20 protein-coding genes and 1 pseudogene are annotated in these 20,689 nt (G+C 63.0%); 10 read left to right on the forward strand and 11 right to left on the reverse strand.

Features of this window, described 5'->3' with window-relative positions:
- The first annotated feature begins 131 nt into the window (after positions 1-131).
- Entirely contained in the window at positions 132-1,079 is a 948-nt protein-coding gene (locus AC0L2M_RS15845; RefSeq protein ID WP_473535309.1) for a LysR family transcriptional regulator, read from the forward strand.
- 186 nt (positions 1,080-1,265) lie between these two features.
- On the opposite strand, the pseudogene AC0L2M_RS15850 reads toward AC0L2M_RS15845, so the two are convergent.
- A pseudogene (locus AC0L2M_RS15850) lies at positions 1,266-1,655 on the reverse strand (alpha/beta fold hydrolase); the annotation flags it as partial.
- 283 nt (positions 1,656-1,938) lie between these two features.
- Between AC0L2M_RS15850 and AC0L2M_RS15855 the strand changes: the two are divergent.
- The 5 genes from AC0L2M_RS15855 to AC0L2M_RS15875 all read left to right on the forward strand — a co-directional run bounded on the left by AC0L2M_RS15855 (position 1,939) and on the right by AC0L2M_RS15875 (position 6,994).
- Positions 1,939-2,136: a hypothetical protein gene (locus tag AC0L2M_RS15855; protein WP_473535371.1), complete on the forward strand. Its 198-nt coding sequence runs from the start codon at positions 1,939-1,941 to the stop codon at positions 2,134-2,136.
- Positions 2,137-2,206: 70 nt separating this feature from the next.
- Positions 2,207-2,425: an AbrB/MazE/SpoVT family DNA-binding domain-containing protein gene (locus tag AC0L2M_RS15860; RefSeq protein ID WP_268929459.1), complete on the forward strand. Its 219-nt coding sequence runs from the start codon at positions 2,207-2,209 to the stop codon at positions 2,423-2,425.
- Positions 2,425-2,799: a type II toxin-antitoxin system VapC family toxin gene (locus AC0L2M_RS15865; RefSeq protein ID WP_287343043.1), complete on the forward strand. Its 375-nt coding sequence runs from the start codon at positions 2,425-2,427 to the stop codon at positions 2,797-2,799. Before AC0L2M_RS15860 ends, AC0L2M_RS15865 begins: the two co-directional genes overlap by 1 nt.
- 365 nt (positions 2,800-3,164) lie before the next feature.
- The gene (locus tag AC0L2M_RS15870) at positions 3,165-5,507 is read left to right on the forward strand and encodes an NADP-dependent malic enzyme (protein ID WP_236374289.1); all 2,343 of its coding nucleotides are present in this window, start codon (positions 3,165-3,167) and stop codon (positions 5,505-5,507) included.
- 326 nt (positions 5,508-5,833) lie between these two features.
- The gene (locus AC0L2M_RS15875) at positions 5,834-6,994 is read left to right on the forward strand and encodes a DUF2865 domain-containing protein (protein WP_473535310.1); all 1,161 of its coding nucleotides are present in this window, start codon (positions 5,834-5,836) and stop codon (positions 6,992-6,994) included.
- Here the strand turns inward: AC0L2M_RS15875 and gltX are convergent.
- The 4 genes from gltX to AC0L2M_RS15895 all read right to left on the reverse strand — a co-directional run bounded on the left by gltX (position 6,912) and on the right by AC0L2M_RS15895 (position 13,462).
- Positions 6,912-8,285 (reverse strand): glutamate--tRNA ligase, encoded by a 1,374-nt coding sequence (gltX, locus tag AC0L2M_RS15880; protein ID WP_473535311.1) that lies wholly within the window; start codon positions 8,283-8,285, stop codon positions 6,912-6,914. The genes AC0L2M_RS15875 and gltX overlap by 83 nt on opposite strands.
- Positions 8,286-8,480: 195 nt before the next feature.
- Complete coding sequence (locus tag AC0L2M_RS15885; protein WP_473535312.1) at positions 8,481-10,286, reverse strand: ABC transporter ATP-binding protein; 1,806 nt, start codon at positions 10,284-10,286, stop codon at positions 8,481-8,483.
- Between the two features lie 571 nt (positions 10,287-10,857).
- Complete coding sequence (locus AC0L2M_RS15890; RefSeq protein ID WP_473535313.1) at positions 10,858-12,603, reverse strand: NAD+ synthase; 1,746 nt, start codon at positions 12,601-12,603, stop codon at positions 10,858-10,860.
- Between the two features lie 145 nt (positions 12,604-12,748).
- The gene (locus tag AC0L2M_RS15895) at positions 12,749-13,462 is read right to left on the reverse strand and encodes a DNA-3-methyladenine glycosylase I (RefSeq protein WP_473535314.1); all 714 of its coding nucleotides are present in this window, start codon (positions 13,460-13,462) and stop codon (positions 12,749-12,751) included.
- A gap of 89 nt (positions 13,463-13,551) precedes the next feature.
- Between AC0L2M_RS15895 and AC0L2M_RS15900 the strand changes: the two genes are divergently transcribed.
- Both AC0L2M_RS15900 and AC0L2M_RS15905 read left to right on the forward strand, forming a co-directional pair.
- A complete protein-coding gene (locus AC0L2M_RS15900) occupies positions 13,552-14,115 on the forward strand; it encodes a DUF1003 domain-containing protein (RefSeq protein WP_473535315.1) in 564 nt (187 codons plus the stop codon).
- Positions 14,112-14,699 carry a DedA family protein gene (locus AC0L2M_RS15905; protein WP_473535316.1) on the forward strand — a complete coding sequence of 196 codons (588 nt, stop codon included), beginning with the start codon at positions 14,112-14,114 and terminating at the stop codon, positions 14,697-14,699. Before AC0L2M_RS15900 ends, AC0L2M_RS15905 begins: the two co-directional genes overlap by 4 nt.
- 3 nt (positions 14,700-14,702) lie before the next feature.
- Here the strand turns inward: AC0L2M_RS15905 and AC0L2M_RS15910 are convergent, their stop codons facing one another.
- From AC0L2M_RS15910 to AC0L2M_RS15920, 3 genes are all read right to left on the reverse strand, one after another.
- The gene (locus AC0L2M_RS15910) at positions 14,703-15,284 is read right to left on the reverse strand and encodes a hemerythrin domain-containing protein (protein WP_473535317.1); all 582 of its coding nucleotides are present in this window, start codon (positions 15,282-15,284) and stop codon (positions 14,703-14,705) included.
- Between the two features lie 97 nt (positions 15,285-15,381).
- Positions 15,382-15,741: a diacylglycerol kinase gene (locus AC0L2M_RS15915; RefSeq protein WP_091593617.1), complete on the reverse strand. Its 360-nt coding sequence runs from the start codon at positions 15,739-15,741 to the stop codon at positions 15,382-15,384.
- A gap of 95 nt (positions 15,742-15,836) precedes the next feature.
- Positions 15,837-16,256: a GFA family protein gene (locus AC0L2M_RS15920; protein WP_473535318.1), complete on the reverse strand. Its 420-nt coding sequence runs from the start codon at positions 16,254-16,256 to the stop codon at positions 15,837-15,839.
- Between the two features lie 235 nt (positions 16,257-16,491).
- On the opposite strand from AC0L2M_RS15920, the gene AC0L2M_RS15925 reads away from it, so the two are divergent.
- Together AC0L2M_RS15925 and AC0L2M_RS15930 are read left to right on the forward strand one after the other, a co-directional pair.
- Positions 16,492-16,866, forward strand: a complete 375-nt coding sequence (locus tag AC0L2M_RS15925; RefSeq protein WP_091593990.1) for an MbcA/ParS/Xre antitoxin family protein — start codon at positions 16,492-16,494, stop codon at positions 16,864-16,866.
- Positions 16,826-17,614, forward strand: coding sequence for an RES family NAD+ phosphorylase (locus AC0L2M_RS15930; RefSeq protein WP_473535319.1), 789 nt, complete (start codon positions 16,826-16,828; stop codon positions 17,612-17,614). Before AC0L2M_RS15925 ends, AC0L2M_RS15930 begins: the two co-directional genes overlap by 41 nt.
- On the opposite strand, the gene AC0L2M_RS15935 is transcribed toward AC0L2M_RS15930, so the two are convergent.
- From AC0L2M_RS15935 to AC0L2M_RS15945, 3 genes are all read right to left on the reverse strand, one after another.
- Positions 17,611-17,922: a dihydrofolate reductase family protein gene (locus AC0L2M_RS15935; protein WP_473535368.1), complete on the reverse strand. Its 312-nt coding sequence runs from the start codon at positions 17,920-17,922 to the stop codon at positions 17,611-17,613. The two genes, AC0L2M_RS15930 and AC0L2M_RS15935, sit on opposite strands and share 4 nt — an antisense overlap.
- Positions 17,813-19,186 carry a class II 3-deoxy-7-phosphoheptulonate synthase gene (locus AC0L2M_RS15940; protein WP_473535320.1) on the reverse strand — a complete coding sequence of 458 codons (1,374 nt, stop codon included), beginning with the start codon at positions 19,184-19,186 and terminating at the stop codon, positions 17,813-17,815. The genes AC0L2M_RS15935 and AC0L2M_RS15940 overlap by 110 nt, the downstream gene beginning before the upstream one ends.
- A gap of 240 nt (positions 19,187-19,426) precedes the next feature.
- Positions 19,427-20,596, reverse strand: a complete 1,170-nt coding sequence (locus AC0L2M_RS15945) for an IS5 family transposase (RefSeq protein WP_473535321.1) — start codon at positions 20,594-20,596, stop codon at positions 19,427-19,429.
- Positions 20,597-20,689: the final 93 nt, after the last annotated feature.

Genomic DNA, 20,689 nt, shown 5'->3' on the forward strand with positions numbered 1-20,689 from the left:
CTCCAGTTTGGGGATCTAGAGCTCCAGGCGGAGCAAGGCGGGTCTATGCCATAGGCTCAGCTTTTTGAACTTGCCAATTCCTTATATGTCTTATTACTCTTGTTTATTAATCACGACGGAGAGTTGCCATCATGGACCGCTTGACCGAGCTGACCAGCTTCGTACGCGCCTGCGATACCGCCAGCTTCTCGGCGGCAGCGCGCGAGTTGGGCTTGAGCCAGCCGGCCGTCAGCCAGCAGATCCGTGCACTGGAAACGCGTCTAGGCGTCCGGCTCTTTGACCGTACGACCCGCCATGTTTCGCCGACGGAAGCCGGCCGGCGTTATCTGGAGCGCGCCCGCGACATCATTGAGCGCATCGAGGAGGCGGACCGCAGCGTCGGCTGCCTCGAATCGAAGATGTGCGGACGTCTTGCCGTCGGCGCGCCGGCCAGCTTCGGCGCCGGCGTGCTTGGCAGCTATCTGATCGAGTTCAAGCGCGCCTATCCGGAACTGTTGCTCGACGTGGCGCTGACCGACAGTTTCGTCGATGTGATCGCAGAGGGGCTCGACGTGGCGATCCGTATGGGGACCATCGATGACGACCGGCTGATCGTGCGCAAGCTCGGGGTGATCGGGCGCTGCCTTGCGGCAACGCCAGAGTATCTCGACCGCAGGGGCCGGCCGCGACGCCCGGAAGATCTCGCCGAACATGATTATCTGCTTTACGCCCACATCAGGAAGCGCGATGTCGTGCCCCTCACCGGCCCGGGCGGCGAAAAGGCCGAGGTGCGAATCCGGCCGGCCATGCGCTCCGACAATTCGCTGCTCAATCATCAAGCGTTGCTGTCCGGCGTCGGCATCGGCCTCGGGCACAGGGTGACACTCGATCCGCTCATCGCCGAAGGCTTGCTCGAACATGTGCTGCCGGACTGGCACTATGCGCCGCACCATGTGCATGCGGTCTATCCATCGAACCGCTTCATTCCGTTGAAGGTTAGGCGGTTCGTTGCCGGCTTCGCCGACCACCTCGCCGCGATGGGTGCGTTCATCGATGACAAAAAAGCATGTACATCCAAGGAAACGGCGCCGGCCCAGTGAAGTCTGACGTTTGTACGCGCAGGGAAATGGCGGAGACGGGGGAGTCGAGATGTGGCGCGGCGGAGATAGGCGTAGCCCCGCAACCGCGCAGTGAGTAGCTGTCGGGTGGACGGTAGCCGCAAAGCCCGGAGGCGGTCGACCGTTGCGGCTACGGCTCCCGCAGGACACATGAACTGCCCTTCATGGTCATTCCTCCTGCCGATCGAGAAACCGCTTCACGGCGCCGAGGAACACACCGCGCCCTGCGGCCTCGCGGTCGAGATGCACGAAGTGGGTAGCGTCCGGGATGTTCAGGCGTTCCGCTTTTGGTGCTTCGTCCTCAATTGCCTTCGCATCCTCCGGTCGGCTCCAGAAATCCCGTCCGGAACGGATGACGAGCACCGGCATGGTGAGCGCCGCCGACCATTGCCGGCGATCGAACGCGAGTTCGAAGCTGTCGGCCATGGCGCCGCTCGGTGACCGGAAACTCGGCGGCTGGCGCGTCGACGCCGTCTCGTCGGAGGCGAGTGCCGCATCACCATAGGCCGCGGCCACCGCGGGATCGCGCCACTGAGCCTTGTCCGCGACCGGGCTGCTGCCACGATCGACCCAGCGCCTTGTGTTTCAGGGCGTCCGCTATGCAGCGATCGCAGACGTATCGCTGCCCGCCTGGCCACTTGCGGTGATCGCGAAACGGCGGCCACGGCCGGCGATTGTCGATAGCGTCTGGAAACTGCTTGAGGCTCGTTCAGACGTGAGTTGACCGCCCGCGACTGGACACGCCCGGCCGCGATGACATCCGCGCCGGCCGCGACAAGGCAGGTGAGGATTTCAGCGCAACAATCTGACATGGTATGGTTTTCCACGATCCTTCCCCCCAATGGCGGTTGCGTCATTTGGCATCGTGAAAAACCTGCGCTGCATGCTAAACCTCGACGAAGCCGCCCTCTATTTCCACAAGCATCCACGCCCTGGAAAGCTTGAAATCCAGGCGACAAAGCCGCTCGGCAACCAGCGCGACCAGGCGCTCGCCTATTCGCCCGGCGTGGCGGTGCCCTGTCTCGAAATCCGAGACTAGACGGCTGCCGTAAGCTCCTTGCATCGGCCCTCATTGCGTCTTACGTTTGGCGGATCGATCAAGTGAGGGTATGATAATGCCGGAGACTGCAACCCTGTCCTCGAAGTTCCAGATATCGATCCCCAAGGCGATCCGGACCGCCCAGCATTGGGAAGCGGGTTTGACCTTGGCCTTCATCCCGAAGGGAACGGGCGTGCTACTCGTCCCTGTGCCGAAGCGGGAAGCGCTGAAGGGGCTGGCGAAGGGCGCTTCGGCGACGGAATATCGCGACCGGTCGGACCGTTTCTGATGGTGCTCGTCGATACCTCCGCCTGGATCGAATGGCTGATAGCCTCTCCGACTGGAGAGCAGGTGGCAGAGCATCTGCCCGAGCGAGCCGACTGGCTCGTTCCGACCATTGTGCAGTTGGAACTCGCAAAATGGCTCACTCGCGAAGTAGGCGAAGACAAAGCCGATCAGACCATCGCCTTTACGCAGGTCTGTACGGTGGTCCCGCTTGACACGGAAATCGCCCTAGCGGCCGCCGAAGCCTGCCGGAAGCACAAATTGGCGACCGCAGATGCGATCATTTTCGCGACCGCTCGGGCCCATGACGCGACGCTCCTGACTTGCGACAAGCATTTCGAGAGCCTGCCAGTCGTCACCCTCATCGAAAAGATCTAGCGCTGACATTGTTGGGCCGCGGGGTGATGTCGCTCCGGCAGCTCACGACCGAGGGCGTGTGAAAACTCGGCACGTCGGTCAAGACGTAGAATTTTCTCCTCCGCCCAAGCGAACAGAAGCGCGCTCGTATTCGATGCGGCTCGCGCGTGAAGGTCGTTTTCCACCCGTTGCAGACATTCAAACTGGGATGTCGGCGTGGCTCGCCGCAGCGCGCCGCCCCGCGTCCAGCATTTCAATGGGACAACGCAGCGGGACGCTATGCGAACCCAAAGGCCGCACTTTGCGACATATCACCTCTCGAAAAGCCTCGGCTGCATGCTAAGAGACTCAAAACAGCAAACGGACTGAACTGAGGAGCGGCCGGCATGCAAGGCGAAAACAAAAAAGCAGCCCGGTCGGACCTCGACGAAGCCGCACTTTATTTCCACAAGCATCCACGCCCTGGAAAGCTTGAAATCCAGGCAACAAAACCGCTCGGCAACCAGCGCGATCTGGCGCTTGCCTATTCGCCGGGCGTCGCGGCGCCCTGTCTGGAAATCCGCGACAATCCGGCAGCCGCCGCCGACTACACGGCGCGCGCCAATCTGGTTGGTGTCGTCTCCAACGGTACGGCGGTGCTCGGCTTGGGCAATATCGGCCCGCTGGCCTCCAAGCCGGTGATGGAAGGCAAGGCGGTGCTGTTCAAGAAATTCGCCGGCATCGACGTCTTCGACATCGAGATCGACGCGCCTGACATCGAGCGGATGGTCGAGACGATCTCGGCGCTGGAGCCGACCTTCGGCGGCATCAACCTCGAGGACATCAAGGCGCCCGAATGTTTTGAGGTCGAGGAACGGCTGAAGGCGCGCATGGCCATACCGGTCTTCCACGACGACCAGCACGGCACTGCGATCATCGTCGCCGCCGCGGTGCTCAACGGGCTGGAATTTGCCGGCAAGACGATCTCCGACATCAAGATCGTCACCTCCGGCGCCGGGGCAGCGGCCCTCGCCTGCCTCAACTTGCTGGTTTTGCTCGGCGCGCGCATCGAAAACATCTGGGTCACCGACCGTTTCGGCGTCGCCTACAAGGGCCGCGTCGACGAAATGGACCGCTGGAAGGACCCCTATGTGAAGGACACCGAGGCGCGCACGCTGGCCGATGTGCTGCCGGGCGCCGACGTGTTCCTGGGCCTTTCGGCCGCCGGCGTGCTGAAACCGGAATTGCTCCAGCACATGGCGCCAAAACCACTGATCCTGGCCTTGGCCAACCCCAACCCCGAGATCATGCCGGAAGCGGCACGGGCGGCGCGACCCGACGCGATGATCTGCACCGGCCGTTCCGATTTTCCCAACCAGGTCAACAACGTACTCTGCTTTCCTTACATTTTCCGTGGCGCCCTGGACTGCGGCGCCAGCGCCATCAACGAAGAGATGAAGATGGCTGCGGTGCGGGCGATCGCAGCCCTTGCCCGCGAGGAACCGTCTGACGTCGCCGCCCGCGCCTATTCCGGCGAAACGCCGATCTTCGGGCCCGATTTCCTGATCCCCTCGCCGTTCGATCCCAGGCTGATCCTGCGCATCGCGCCGGCGGTGGCCAAGGCCGCCTGCGACACCGGCGTCGCGACACGGCCGATCACCGACTTTGCCGCCTATATCGACACGCTCAACCGCTTCGTCTTCCGCTCCGGCTTGGTCATGAAGCCGGTGTTCACGATGGCCAAGACGTCGAGCGCCAAGCGCGTCATCTATGCCGACGGCGAGGACGAGCGCGTGCTGCGCGCCGCCCAGGTGGTGCTGGAGGAAGGCATCGCCGAGCCGATCCTGATCGGCCGCCCGCATGTCATCGAAGTCAGGCTGAAACGCTACGGGCTGCGCATCAAGCCGGGCGTCGATTTCGGCCTGATCAATCCCGAGGACGATCCGCGTTATCGCCACTATGTCGACCTTTTGATCGAACTCGCCGGCCGGCGTGGCGTCACGACGGAGGCCGCGCGCACCATGGTGCGCACCGACAACACGGTGATCGCCGCACTTGCCCTCAAGCGTGGCGACGCCGACGCCATGGTCTGCGGCCTGGAAGGACGTTTCGAGCGGCATTTGCGCAATGTCACCCTGATCATCGGCCCGCGCGCCGGCATCAAGGATCACGACCTGTCGACGCTTTCGATGCTGATCTCGCAGCGCGGCATCATTTTCCTCACCGACACCCATGTCACCGTCGATCCGACCGCCGAGGAGATCGCCGAGATGACGGTGCTGGCGGCCGAGGAAATCCAGCGCTTCGGCATCGAGCCAAAGGCCGCCCTGCTGTCGCATTCGGATTTCGGCTCACGCGACTCGCCAAGCGCGCTCAAGATGCGGCAGGCAGCGGCGATCCTGGCGCGCATCGCGCCGGACCTGCAATGCGACGGCGAGATGCATGCCGACTCGGCTCTGTCGGAGCCGCTGCGCCAGCGGGTCTATCCGCATTCGCGGCTGAAGGGCGAAGCCAATCTGCTGGTCTTCCCCAATCTCGATTCGGCCAACATCACGCTCACTGCGCTGCGCGCGATGATGGACGCGCTGCATGTCGGCCCGATCCTGCTCGGCACCGACAGGCCGGCGCATATATTGACGCCGTCGGTGACGTCACGCGGCGTCGTCAACATGACGGCGCTCGCGGTGGTCGAAGCGGCCCACAAGGCGCAGGCGGTCGTAACTCTGGGCGAAGCCGGCCTTTCGCGGTAAGCTAAATGAACAGTTAACCGCAGACGCGGTAACCTTCGCAACCGACGAGGCAAGCGGAGTTCCGGATGGGCGCGAGGTGGAAGCTGACGCATGCCGCCGCATCAACTGTCAAAGGCGGCACCGCCGCTCAACCCCCTGGCCGTCCTCCGCAGCAGCTGCGCTGCAGCTGCGGAGGGTGGACCGGGTACTTCTCCCCGTATGGTAACGGGGAGAAGGGGGCTGGCCGCAGTCTCGGCTCCCTTACTGCGACGCTGGTGATTGGCGAAACCGGTGACAAAAGCGCCCCTCTCCCCGTCCCTATACTGGGAGAGGATGCCGGCAGGCAGGTGAGGGGCAGCACCAACGCCCGGGGCGAGAAACCGCTAAAACTGACGCGTGCCGCAGCGCTGCTCGGTGCCCTGGCGCTATCAGCCTTTGCCGCCACCGAACTGCAGGCCGCCTCCGGTGTTTGCCGGCAGCTGGAAGCCGATCTCGCGGCCGCTTCGCGCGGTGGCGGCACCAAGCCAGCCCTGCTCAGGAAATATGACGATGCAATCGTGCGGCAGCGCCAGCAGATTTCAAAGGCCGTCAGCCAATCCAGCCGCGCCGGCTGCGGCTTTTCGCTGTCGCGCCGCAACGCCAACGCATGCGCCACACTCGACGCCACCATCGATCGCATGGCAGCCAATCTCGACGGCTTGCAAGCCACGCGCGCTGAACTCGCCGGCGACGGCTCGCACCGCAATCGCGCACGCATATTGGCTTCGCTCGACGCCAATGGCTGCCGCGATGATGCGGCGCCGCCAAAGCCGGCACCGGGCCGCGACGACAGCCGTGGAACCGGCGAGAAAAACTTGCTCGACCAGCTTTTGGGCAGCGACGCAATTGGACCCGGCGCGTCCGACCGGCCTGAAGAGCCCGATCAAGCCATGGGTCCGCGCGACATCCGCACCATGCTCGATAATGCCGACGACATAGGCCAGCCGCACGGCGAATTCCGCACCATGTGCGTGCGCACCTGCGACGGCTATTTCTTCCCGATGTCGAACGCCGCCTCGCTGGGCGATTTCGAGCGCGACCAGAAGAACTGCGATTCGAGTTGCCCCGGCACCGAGATGCAGGTGTTTTATGCGCGCGGCTTTGGCGACGACTCGGGCGGCATGACGTCTTCGGTAACCGGCAGGCCCTACAGCGAGCTGCCGACCGCCTATCTCTACAAGCAGCCCGCGCGTCCGCCGGCCTGCGGCTGCAACGCCGCGCGAAATTTCGAGATCATTGCCGGCAACCCGCCAGGCCCGGAACAGCCTGACCCCGCCGACCCCGCGAGTTTGGCCAATGGCGAAGGCCGGCTCGATCGCGAAGCCATCGAGCCCCGTGCCGCAAAACCCTCGCCGACGACCTTGCCGCCGCCGGAGCAGCGCAAGGTCAGGGTCGTCGGGCCAACGTTCCTTCCCGACCCAGCAGCGGCAACAGATCTGCAAGCTCCGGCCCCGAGGGCTGGCCCGTAAGCGCCAGCCTGAGCGGCGTGAACAGCGCTTTGCCCTTGCGGCCGGTTGCTTCCCTGATCCTGCCGGTCCACTCCATCCAGACCGACCCGTTCCAGGGGTCTTCCGGCAAAAGGTCGAACGCCTGGCGAAGGAACTCGCGGTCGGGGTCGGAAAAGTCCGGCTGCTCCTGCGGGCCGTCGCGAAGTGTGCGCCACCAGATTGCTGCATCGGCCAGCCTGTCGAGATTGCCGCGCACCGCCAGCCAGAAGGGCTCCGCCTGTTCGCCGGAAATGCCGAGCACGATCAGCCGGTCGCGCGCCTCGGAAAACGGCATATGGTGCAGCAGCGTGCGATTGAGCACGAAAAGCTCGTCCGGATCGAATTTGGCCGGGGATTTCGATGTCGCCGCCGGATCGAAGCGCTCGGCAAGCTCAGCCATCGTCTGCACCGCGACGACGTTTTCCGAGGTGCCGACGAGCACCGCCAGCGAGGCGACCGCCATCGGCTCGATGCCGGTCTCGCGCAGGCTTTCGATGGACAGCCCGCCGCTCCGCTTCGACAGGCCCTCGCCCGATGCGGTGGTCAACAGATTGTGGTGGCCGAACACCGGCGGCTCGGCACCCAGCGCCTGGAACAAGGCCAACTGCACACCGGTATTGGTGACATGGTCGTCGCCGCGGAGGACATGGCTGATCCCCATCTCGATGTCGTCGACCACCGAAGGCAGAGTATAGAGATAGGTGCCGTCCTCGCGCATCAGAACCGGGTCAGAAAGCGAGGCGAGGTCGACGGTTTCCTCGCCCCGTACCAGATCGTTCCAGTGGATTTCGGTGCGCTCCGGCTGTAACGGGTCGCTGGTGAAGTTGGGCAGGAGAAAGCGCCAATGCGGCCGGCGGCCATCCCCCTGGTATTCGGCGACCTGCTCAGCCGTCAGCGTCAGCGCCTCGCGGCCGTAGACCGGCGGCAAGCCGCGCGTGCGGCGCACCTTTCGCCTGAGATCGAGCTCTTCCGGTGTTTCGTAGCAAGCATAGAGAAGGCGCGCCGCCTTCAATTTCTCCACCGCAGCATCGTAGAACTCGAAGCGCCGTGACTGGTATTCCGTGGCGTCCGGAAAGATGCCAAGCCAATGCAGGTCGTAGAGGATGGCGTCGGAGAATTCCTGCGTCGAGCGCGCGACGTCGGTGTCGTCGAAGCGCTGGATGAAGCGGCCCTTGTTGTTCATGGCGAACAGCCAGTTGAACAGCGCAGTGCGCGCATTGCCGATATGAATGCGGCCGGTGGGTGATGGGGCGAAACGGACGGTAACTGTCATGAATGGGGCGTACCGGATGGTTTTGCTGTTGACAAGACACGCCCCCGCGCTTGGCCGCAGACATAAGACATGACGAAGGCGATGAAAAGGCGGCAGCGCCGCGCGTTTAGCGCATCGGCCCGAAAATCGGAACCGATTGCGGAAAGCACGATGCGCAGATTCAAAGTTGTTGGACGCGCGCGGCGCTGCAAGTCGTCAGATCGCCAGCCCCTTGGTCAATTCGAGCGCCTGGCGCTCGAACAGCCGGCGGTAGATGCCGTCTTGCAGCCGGATCAGCTGATCATGCGAGCCCTCCTCGACGATGCGGCCGCGATCGAACACCAGAAGCCTGTCAAGCGCTCGCACCGTCGAAAGCCGGTGCGCGATGACCAGCGTCGTGCGGCCGACCATCAACCGCTCCATCGCCTGCTGGATCAGCACCTCCGATTCCGAATCGAGGCTCGAAGTCGCCTCGTCCAGAATGAGGATCCGCGCATCGGCGAGGAAAGCCCTCGCGATCGCCACCCGCTGACGCTCGCCGCCCGATTGTTTCACGCCGCGCTCGCCGACCAGCGTGCCATAGCCTTTCGGCAGATCGACGATGAAGTCGTGCGCGCTTGCCAGCCGTGCGGCACGCTCGATCTCGGCCTGCGTCGCGCTCGGCCGGGCATAGGCGATGTTTTCGGCCAGCGACCGGTGGAACAGGATCGGCTCCTGCTGGACGATAGCGATCTGCCCGCGCAGCGACGCCTGCGCCACCACGGAGATATCCTGGCCGTCGATCAGGATCGTTCCCGCGTTCACGTCGTAAAGCCGCTGGATCAGCTTGACGAAGGTCGTCTTGCCCGAGCCCGAATGGCCGACCAGCCCGACACGTTCCCCCGGCGCGATGTCCACCGAAAAGTCGCGATAGAGCGGCAGTCGGTGGCTGCCGTAATGGAAGGTGACGTTATCGAAGCTGATGCGGCCGTCGGTGATGCGGATCGGCCTGGCGCCGGGCACATCCTCGATGCCGAGCGGCTCGGACTGGAAGTCGACCAGTTCCTCCATGTCGTTGACCGAGCGCTGCAGATTGCGGATATGGGTGCCGATATCGCGCAGATAGCCTTGCAGCACGAAGAACGAGGTCAGCACGAAGGTGACATCGCCGGCGCTCGCCTGCCCCCACGACCACAAAAGCAGCGAAAATCCGACCACCGCTGTTCGCAGAAGCAGCAGCATCGATCCTTGCGTGGTGCCGTTGATGGTGCCGCGCACCCAGGTGCGGCGCGTGCGGGCGCGCCATCTGGCGACGACCTTGGCGAGGCGCGTTTCCTCGCGTTCCTCGGCGCCAAAACCCTTGACCACGGCATTGCAGCTCACCGCATCGGCCAGCGAGCCGCCCAGGCGCGTGTCCCAAGCATTGGCAAGCCTTGCCGCGGGCGCGACAAAGCCAAGCGACAGCAGCGCCGTCACCGCGATGAACAGCACCGAGCCTGCGGCGACGACAGCACCCATCAGCGGCCAGAACCAGCCGAGCAGCAGCGTCGAGCCGACGAGCATGACGACGGACGGCAGCAGTGCGATCAGGATCGTGTCGTTGAGCAGGTCGAGCGCCCACATGCCACGGGTTATCTTGCGCACGGTCGATCCGGCGAAGCTGTTGGCGTGCCAATCGGTGGAGAAGCGCTGGACGCGGTGGAAGGCGTCGGCGGCGATATCCGCCATCATCTTCAGGGTCAGTTCGACGATGGCCATGAAGGCGAGGTTGCGCAGCACGACACCGGTGAGCGCCAGCGCCACCAGCATCGAAAAGGCCGCCATCGCCGCGTTCCAGGCGACGTCGTCGGCCGCAGCACTGCTGGCGACGGCGTCGACCAGCCGGCCGGAATAGAGCGGCGTCAGCACGTCGGCCAAGGTCGACAGCAGGAATGTGCCCATGATGAGCGAAAGCCGCCACGGCTGGCGCCGCCAATGACTAAGCGTGAAGCCAAGGACGCTGCGAAAGGCGCCGGCGCGCAAATCGATCTGAAAACGAGCCATGATGTCAATCGGGCGCAAACGAGCCCGGTCCCGGTAAGGTCGAAATTGAGAAAACCGCGTTGGGCGCGTTAGTGCCCGGGAATGCGGAAGGTTCGGCATATTGGCGGCTCGCCCGAATACGGGCGGCGACCGGCATCGACGAATGCCTGCTGTCAGATTGCCTGGCCGTGAAGCTGAAAAACCTTCCGGCGCGCCCTCTGAGACCTAGGCTTCGCGGCCTCGCATAACGATGTGAAATCCTGGCATTCGGTCCTCCCATTAGAGCGACGTGCGTCTATTCGGACGCACAAAGTACGCTCTAACTTCTTGAATCTGCGCATCGTGCTTTCTGAAAATCGATTCCGATTTTCAGGCCGATGCGTAGGGATCGCGGAGACGCCTTTATAGAGACGCGCCAACGCTGCGCCAAGCCAGCAGGTTGCTGAAGCGCATCTGGTCCAACTGGTGAGGCGATTTTGCAACAATCGCGGGTTGTATGATTTCCACGGTCAGGCGGCCCGGAATGAGGTCGACATGGCTGTGCCACTGATCGTGCGGCCGCAACCATTTCACAGCAGCAAAAAACGGCGATCTATCCGCCGTCCCTGAACCGGTTGGTGATGGGATAACGGCGGTCGCGGCCGAAATTCTTTTTGGTGATCTTCACGCCCGGCGCTGCCTGCCGGCGCTTGTATTCGGCAATGTAGAGCAGGTGCTCGATGCGCGTCACCGTTGCCCGGTCGTGGCCGCGGGCGACGATCTCGTCGACACCCATCTCGTTCTCGACCAGACACTCCAATATGTCGTCCAGCACCGGATAGGGCGGCAGCGAATCCTGATCCGTCTGGTTCTCACGCAGTTCCGCCGACGGCGCCTTGTCGATGATGTTGTTCGGGATCACCTCGCCGGAAGGGCCCAGCGCACCCGGCGGCACATGCGTATTGCGCCAGCGCGCCAGCGCATAGACCTGCATCTTGTAGAGGTCTTTTATCGGGTTAAAGCCGCCATTCATGTCGCCGTAGAGCGTGGCATAGCCGACCGACATCTCGCTCTTGTTGCCGGTGGTGACCACCATCGAGCCGAACTTGTTGGAGATCGCCATCAAAATGGTGCCGCGCGCGCGGCTCTGCAGGTTTTCTTCGGTGATGCCTTCCTTGGTGCCCTCGAAAAGCTGCGTCAGCGTATGCAGGAATCCCTCGACCGGCTCGAAGATCGGCACGATGTCGTAACGGCAGCCGAGCGCGCGGGCGCAATCCTCGGCGTCTTTGAGCGAGTCCTTCGAGGTGTAGCGGTAGGGCATCATTACGGCGCGCAGCCGCTCCTCGCCGAGCGCATCGACGGCAAGTGCTGCGCAGATCGCCGAATCGATGCCGCCGGAAAGACCGAGCACGACATTCCTAAAACCGTTCTTGTTGACGTAGTCGCGCAGGCCCAGCATGCAGGCGCGGTAATCGGCCTCCTCCTTTTCCGGGATTTTTGACATCGGTCCTTCGGAGCAGACCCAGCCATCAGGACCATTTCCATTTTGCGCGCCTGCGGCGGCGTTATTTCTATTTTGCGCGCCTGCGGCGGCGCGGTTGCGCTTCCAGGTGGTGACGTTGACCGTTTCCTCGAACTGGCTCATCTGGAAGGCCAGCGTCTTGTCGGAACCTATGGCAAACGACGCGCCGTCGAAGATCAGCTCGTCCTGGCCGCCAAGCTGGTTGGCGTAGATGATCGGCAACCCGCATTCGATGACCTGGCGGATGACGACCTGGTGGCGGACATCGACCTTGCCGCGATAATAGGGCGAGCCGTTCGGCACCAGCAGGATTTCCGCGCCGCTTTCGGCCAGCGTCTCGCAGACGCCGACATCGCCCCAGATGTCTTCGCAGATCGGAATTCCCAGGCGTACGCCGCGGAAATTGACCGGCCCCTGGATTTCTGGGCCGGCCTGGAAGACGCGCTTCTCGTCGAATTCGCCGTAGTTCGGCAGATCGAGCTTGTAGCGCTCGGCAAGGATCTTGCCGCCATCGGCAAAGATGATCGAATTGTGCGTGCCGCTCTTGCGCTTCAGCGGGGTGCCAATAATGAAGCCAGGCCCGCCATCGGCAGTATCGCCAGCGAAATCCTGCGCCGCCCGCTCGCAGGCCTTCAGGAACGCCGGCTTCAGCACCAGGTCTTCGGGCGGATACCCAGCAAGGAAAAGCTCGGTGAACAGCACGATGTCGGCGCCCTGGCGAGCGGCATCCGCCCTCGCCTCGCGCGCCTTGGCGAGATTGCCGGCGACATCGCCAACCGTTGGATTGAGCTGGGCGACGGCGATGCGCAATATGTCGGAAGCGGTCTTGTCGGTCATGCCTGCTGACTTAGCGCGACAGAATTGGCCGGGCAATGGCGTTTGCTTGGACCACCCCAGACCGAATGACCTAGGTCATTCGTGTCAGACCGTATGACACATGTCATTCGTAAGACCGATCGGACCGCCGGATACCGATCGCGTCCTATTCGCCCATATATTCGCGCAGAGCCTGCGGCGAGTGGTTTTCGCCGATCGACATCGCCAGGATGCGCGAAATATGCCGGCGCGGCAGCCCGGTCTGCGCCGCCCAGGCATTGATCTGGTTCTGAATCTTGTCGAGATCCCGCTTCGATGTCGGGTGTTCGGCGATGTCCAGGCCGGCGTCGCGCAGTGCGGCCGCCATGTCGCCTGAGATGATGAAGGCGTCCCACTCCAGCCACCTCAAAAAATACTGGCCGGTATTGCCGCCGAGCCGGCTGCCATGCTTGCCGAGATAGGCCATCAGTCCAACCTGGTCGTCTTCTGGCCAGTCGGCGAGGAACCTGCCAAAGCCGCCGTGCTCCTTCGACACAAGCTCGACGAAAGCCGCGTTGTCGCGAACCGCCTTGATCTTCTGCGGATTGCGCACGATGCGCTCGTCGGCCGTCAGCTCGTGCCAGAAATCGTCAGGCTGGAACAACAGCCGCTTCGGCTCGAAGCCGAGAAACGCTTGTTCGAAACCCGGCCATTTCTGCTCGATGACGCGCCAGACGAAACCGGCGGCAAAAACACGCTCGGCCATCGTCGACAGGATGCGGTCATCGCTAATGTCAGCCACCGCGGCATTGTCGGGCATCGGCCCCAGCAGCGATGCCAGCACCGCTTCCCCGCCCTTGCGTTTGGCCGCGCGGGCGCGGATTTTCTGAAAATCCATCATTGTTTCCTCACCCTGTCGCGTCAATCTACCACTTCCCGCGCGAACCGGCAGCCTCTAGGTCTATGCGGACGCTGACGACGGAGGCGACAATGAACAAGACGATCGAAGATCTGGCAAACCGCTGGCTACGGCGAAGGCCGGATGGCCTCAGCCAGGTCGAGAGCCAGGTGCTGCAAAGCACGCTCGAACGCACCACGATCGCGAAGGACACCAACAAGGCCGTCGCTTTTCACCAGACGTTTGGCGACCGCCTCGCCGACACCATCGCCCGGATCGGCGGTTCGTGGTCCTTCATCGTGGTCTTCATCGCCTTCCTGATCCTGTGGACGTCAGGCAATGCCTGGCTTTTGTCGCGCGACGCCTTCGATCCCTATCCCTTCATCTTCCTCAACCTTATCCTGTCGATGGTCGCTGCGCTGCAGGCGCCGGTGATCATGATGGCGCAGAACCGCCAGGCCGAGCGCGACCGCATCGACGCCGCCCACGACTACGAGGTCAATCTCAAGGCCGAGATCGAGATCATGGCGCTGCATGAGAAGCTGGACGAACTGCGCCACAGCCAGATCGTTGGCATGCGCGACGAGATCGCGCAGCTGGCCGAACAGGTGAAGCGGATCGACGAGATACTGTCGAAGCAGCGGACGCCTTCATGACGGATGCCATCCACAATCTCATCGAGCAATATGGGCTGATTGCCGTCTTCCTGGGCTGTGTCGCCGAGGGCGAAAGTGCCGCCCTCCTCGGCGGTTTTTTCGCGCATCAGCATGTTTTCGTCCTGTGGCATGCGTTCCTGGCGGCCGCCATCGGCGCCTTTGCCGGCGACAGCTGTTTCTTTATCCTCGGACGAAGCTTCGCCGACCATCCGTTCGTGGTCAAACTGAAGCGCCGCCCGGGTTTCAGCCACGCCTATCATCTTGTTTCCACCCATCCCGACATTTTCGTGCTGACGAACCGCTTTATCTATGGCCTGCGCCTTGTCGGCGGCATCGCGGCCGGATTGTCCGGCATTGCCGTGACGCGCTTTGTCATTCTCAACGCCATTTCATCGATGGTCTGGGCCGGATTGTTCACCACCGTCGGCTATGTGTTCGGGCTGGGCGCGGAGCGCATCGTCGGCCAGGCGTTGGTCCGTCACGAGCGATTGTTGATCGCCCTGGCGATTGGCCTGGCAGCAGCGATCCTCGCCTGGTTCATCGCTCACACCATTGCTAAGAAGGAGCGCAGCAAGGAGACGTGAGGATCAGTCGATGCTGAGCGCCCGGTCGCCGCGATCAAGGATCAGCGGGATGATCAGGTCTTCCTCGTCGGCAAGATGCCGGGTCAGCATGGCGATCAGCCGGCTGTTCTCGTCGGCATAGGCATCGGCGGCAAAGCGCTGCTTGTCCTTGCTCTCGCTTAGCGTGCGGATGAAAGCGTTTGCCGCCTCGGCATTGCGCTCCAGCCCTTCATGGATCGTATGATGATCGGCATCGAGAATCTCGAAGCCGCGCTTCAGCCGGGTCTCGGCCTTGGCGAAGACCGGAAAATAATGGATATCCTCGACATTATGGTGGCCGTCGAGGTGCCCAAGAAAATGATTGAGCCGCGGCGCGAACCAGCGCGCGAACTCCGGCGCCGTCAGCCGGCCCTCGCGATAGTCGTCAGTGCCGTTGGTCAGCATGCCGCCGAGCTCGCGGAACATGTCGTGCCGCTGCAGCCACATAGTGGCGATGCCATGGATATTGGCGTGGCCCTGCCAGACCTCGCGCGGGTATTTTTCAGCCAGCCAGCGCAAATCGTCCGGCAGGCCTGCGCGTTCGAGCAGCAGGGAATCGGCGGTCATGTCGGTCTCCTCAGACCATGATCCCGGAAAGTGGATACCGGGTTTCGGAACAGATCATGGATCAGGTTGTGGTGACCGGCATGTAGGGGTTTGATGGCTAGATCGGTAGCCCCATGATTCGCTCGATGATGGCGATGCCCCAGACGCCGGCAACGATCACCACCGAAATCAGCACCGCCAGCGAACCGCAGTCCTTGGCGAGCTGGATATCGACGTTGAACTCCCGGCTGAACGCATCGCATGCGGCCTCGATGCCGGTGTTCAGCACTTCGACCATGATCAGCAGCAGCACCGCGCCGATCAGCAGCGCATAGCCGCGCCACGACACCGAAACAAACCAGCCGAGCGGCAGCGCCAGCACGAGCAGCATCAGCTCCTGCTGGAAGGCTTTTTCGCTGGAAGCCAATTTGCGAAATGCCCGCACTGAATTGTAGAAAGCATCGATCAGCCGCTGCATGCCAAACCTTTCCGAACCACCGGCAGGGGGATAGCGCAATGGCCGGATCAAGGGAATAAGGCGATCGCCGCAAAAATCATTTGCCGGCGAGCTTGTCACTCATCGGCGACCTTGATCGATGACGTCGACTTTTCGAACTGCGGCAGCCCATCGTCGATCGTGTAGTAGTCGCCCTTGTCGCCGACGAAGATGTGGTATTGGCCCTGAAGTCCGGTGGGCTTGTCGAACAGTCCGGCGAGAACCGAGACATATTCATCATCCTGCGGCTTCCAGAACAGTAACGAGCCGCATGTCTTGCAGAAACCGCGCCTGGCAAACGAAGATGCTTCGTACCAGGTGATGCTTTCCGCGCCCATAATCGTGATGTCTGCATTGGCAACATTGGTTGCAGCGTAGAAATGCCCGCTCTGCTTCCGGCACTGCGAGCAGTGGCAGTAGATGACGCCGCGCAAGGCCCCTCGCGTCTTGAACCGGACAGCCCCGCACAGGCAAGAGCCGCTATGTGTGTTGTCCATCTCGGGCCTCCCGACGCAGCCGTGATCCTCGGCGTCCCTTGCCAGGATTCCAGTTTTGCAGCGGCCGTGCTCAAGCGAATGCGACATTCGAGGGGCGTGTTCCGCACAGCACGGTTTGGACAAAGCGGCAGGCCGCGCCAACAGCCTCTCGACGGTCCGCCAATTGTTAAAGCAATATCTTTCCATATGAATTTTTGTGCGCTATATTTTCATCAGAAAGGAGACGCTGCCGACAATGCAACCCAATCTCGCCGCCAACACGGCCGAAAACGCAGTGCTGACCAAGGCGACGCTGCGCGCCGCCGACCTGCTGGACATTACCGCCAGGATGCTGGCCTCCATCATCGGGGTTTCGGAAGCCACGGTTTCGCGCATGCGCAGGCAGGAATTCCTGCTTGAGCGTGGAACCAAGCCGTTCGAGCTTGCCGTGCTGTTCGTCCGCCTGTTCCGCTCGCTCGACGCCATTGTCGGCGGCGACGAGACCGTCGCCCGGGCATGGCTGAAGAATGCCAACACGGCCTTCGATGGCACCCCGCTCGAAAAAATCGTGACGATATCAGGGCTTGTCGATGTCATCGCCTATCTGGACTCCCGACGCGCTCTCGTCTGAAGCCGCCAAACGAGGTGGCAAGCATGGGCTCGATGGCAAATACTGGCGCATGGTCGAGGCGCAGCACCGCGTCTCGACATTGAAAGTCGTTGACACGCTCGACGAGCAGGCCGTCCTCGAAGACCTGATCGAGGAAACCAAGCCGCAAATCCCCTTGGAATGCCGGCATCTGCATTATCTCCTGGCAACGCCCTTCCGCTACGGCTCGATCTATCCGCACGGTTCGCGCTTCCGCCGCGCCGGCAGGACCAAGGGCGTCTACTATGCGGCGGAAACCATTATGACCGCCGTCTCTGAGATGGCTTTTTACCGCCTGCTGTTCTTCGCCGAATCGCCGGCTACGCCGTGGCCACGCGACGCCGCCGAATACACCGCCTTCGCCGCAGCGATACGCAGCACAAAGGTGATCGACCTGGCGCGGCCGCCGCTCGACCGCGACGCAGCGGCGTGGACGCACCCGACCGACTATGCGGCCTGCCAAAATATTGCCGATGTCGCTCGCGAAGCCGGGCTGGAGGCGATCCGCTATCGCTCCGTGCGCGACCCGAAAGGCGCTAATGTGGCGCTGCTGGCATGCAGCGGCTTTGCCAAGCCGAAACCGCTGGAACCCCACACCTGGCGCATCAGGCTGGGCGCCTTCGGCGTGCAGGCGATCTGCGAGTTCCCGCAAAGGCGGATCGAGTTTTCGAGGACGGCGTTTGCCGCCGATCCCCGGCTCGACGGACTGCGCTGGAAGCGCGGGCGCTAGCCGGCGGGTGCGTAGCGCAGCAGCGTCACGCCCTGGGTAAGGCTTTCCTTACCGAGCGGCTTCAAGGTCAGCGACAGGCCGGACTGGAAGTACGGCTTGCCGCCGCCAAGCACGACCGGGTGGATGTATAGCCGGTACTCGTCGATCAGACCGGCGCGTGCCAGATGCGCGGCAAGATCTGATCGATGGTGACTGAAATCAGCCGTTGACGGCCTGCTTGTGCTGAACCGGGTGGGTCTTCTTGAGCAGGTCCGAGACCAGGAACGCCAGTTCGATCGCCTGGTCGGCGTTGAGGCGCGGGTCGCAATGGGTGTGGTAGCGGTCCTGCAATTCCTCGGCGGTGATGGCGCGGGCGCCACCGGTGCATTCGGTGACGTTCTTGCCGGTCATCTCGATATGGATGCCGCCCGGATGCGTGCCTTCGGCGCGATGCACCTCGAAGAAGCTCTGCACCTCCTTCAGGATGCGGTCGAACGGCCGTGTCTTGTAGCCGGCGGCCTCGATCGTGTTGCCATGCATCGGGTCCGACGACCACACCACGCTGCGGCCTTCCTTCTGCACTGCGCGCACCAGCTTCGGCAGATGCTCCGCGACCTTGTCGGAGCCGAAGCGCGCGATCAGCGTCAGCCGGCCGGGCTCGTTTTCCGGATTGAGCAGGTCGATGAGCTGCAACAAGCCGTCCGGCGTCAGCGACGGGCCGCATTTCAGGCCCAGCGGGTTCTTGATGCCACGGCAGTATTCGACATGGGCATGGTCGGGCTGGCGGGTGCGATCGCCGATCCAGATCATGTGGCCGGAGGTTGCATACCAGTCGCCCGAGGTCGAATCGACGCGGGTCAGCGCCTCCTCGTAGCCGAGCAGCAGCGCCTCGTGGCTGGTGTAGAAGTCGGTCTCGCGCAGCGCGTAATTGGTCTCCGAGGTGATGCCGACAGCCTTCATGAAGTCCATCGTCTCGGTGATGCGGTTGGCGAGCGACTCGTATTTCTCGCCCTGCGGGCTGTCGGACACGAAGCCGAGCATCCATTGATGCACGTTCTCCAGGCTGGCGTAGCCGCCCTGCGCAAAAGCGCGCAACAGGTTGAGCGTCGCCGCCGACTGGCGGTAGGCCATCTCCTGGCGTGCGGGATCGGGAATGCGTGACTTGGCGTCGAACTCGATGCCGTTGATGATGTCGCCGCGATAGCTGGGCAGGGTCACGCCGCCCTTGGTCTCGGCGTCCGACGAGCGCGGCTTGGCGAACTGGCCGGCAACACGGCCGACCTTCACCACCGGCTGCGCGCCGGCGAAGGTCAGCACCACGGACATCTGCAGGAAGACGCGGAAGAAGTCGCGGATGTTGTCCGCGCCATGTTCGGCAAAACTCTCGGCGCAATCGCCGCCCTGCAGAAGGAATGCGTCACCGGCAGCGACGGTCGCAAGCTGCTTCTTCAGCTTGCGTGCCTCACCTGCAAAAACCAGCGGTGGAAAGGTGGCGAGCTGGGCTTCCGTGTTCTTCAGCGCGGCAAGATCCGGATAGGCAGGAACCTGCTGGATCGGCTTTGCTCTCCACGAATTCGGCGACCATTTCGTCATCGTTGCACCCAAAATTCCTTCCAGCGGGTGTTATAGCCCGCCATTTCGCCCCAATACGGGATCGCGGCTCCATACACGAAGCCGATTTCCTATTCTAGACCGGAATTTCGGTGGTGGCGAATGGCGCAAGCTCGCCGCCTGTCTTTCCTTCTCCCCTTGTGGGAGAAGGTGGATTGGCGCGCAGCGCCAAGACGGATGAGGGGTGTTGGCCGGAGCACGGTTGCCAAGCTGGAACACCCCTCATCCGACCGCTTCGCGGCCACCTTCTCCCACAAGGAGGGCTTTGCACGGGGGCCGAAGTTTGACGCAGATGGCGCATGGGGCGTTTTTTGAACCGCAATCAAGCCACATTCGCCCGGTTGCAGGGCATTTTTGCCGCCTCGGGGGCCCAATTGGCCCCCCTCGGCGGATTTTGGGCAGACTCCGCCCCCTCATGCCGGCTTCCTCACCGGGAAGAGAACGGCGGTCGCCCGTTGCAGATTGTAGCTGCAGCCGGCAAGCACACTGCGTCCGGTTGGTCGCCAGGTTGAAGAAGCGCGGCCGCCGCATGCCGTAGCGCTGCTTGAACACCGCAAACGGCCGCTCCACCGCCGCCCGCACCTTGGAGATCAGGCGGTTGCGCTGCTTCTGGCGCGGCGTCAGCGGATGGTGCTTGTTGGGCCGATGCATCAACCGGTCCTTGATGCCGGCCTGCTTAAGCCGGGCATGCCGGGCATGGGTGTAATAGGCCTGGTCGCCATAGGCCGCCTCCTCGTCGCCGCAGATCAACGTGTCGGCCGGCTCGGTGTCGGTGATCGAAGCATCGGTGAAGTGCATCCGCCGGATCAGCGTGTGAGCCTCGTCGACGCCGTTGTGCACCTTATAGCCGAACACCGTCTTTTTGCCCTTGCGTCCCCAACGCGCATCGGGGTCGGCCGATGGCCTCGCCGACGTCTCCTCACCCTTCTTCGGCTTCGCCGGTGGGCGGGCGGCGGCCCGCATGAACGATGCATCAATCAGCGTGCCGCGCTTGAGGATCAGGCCCTTCTGCTCAAACTGCCGGGTGATCTCTTCGAACACCCGATCAATCAGCCCGTCGCGCTTCAGCTCTTCGCGGAAGCGCCACAGCGTCGAATGGTCCGGCGTGCGGTCCGACAGGCTGAAGCCGGCAAAGCGGCGGAACGACAGCCGGTCGCGCAGTTGCATCTCAAGGGCGGGGTCGCTGAGATTGTTCCACACGCCCAAAAACAGACAGCGCAGCAATGTCTCGGCTGGATAGCTGGTGTTGCCCTTGCCCGGCCCGCTGCGCTGACCAAGAAGTGCCCGGATCGGCATCCAGTCGATGACGGTCGCAATCTGGTCGAGCTGCGTCGTATCCGACCACGCCAGCCCGTCCGCCAGACTCAGTTGACCAAGAACACGATCGACCATCCGAATCATCTCCCTCTCTTCCTTGCCCACGGAATCACCAATCCGATTCTGTGCAAAGCCCTCACTAGGGGAGAAGGGGGAGCCAGCTGAGCC

This window comes from Mesorhizobium sp. WSM4806 (genome assembly GCF_055811635.1).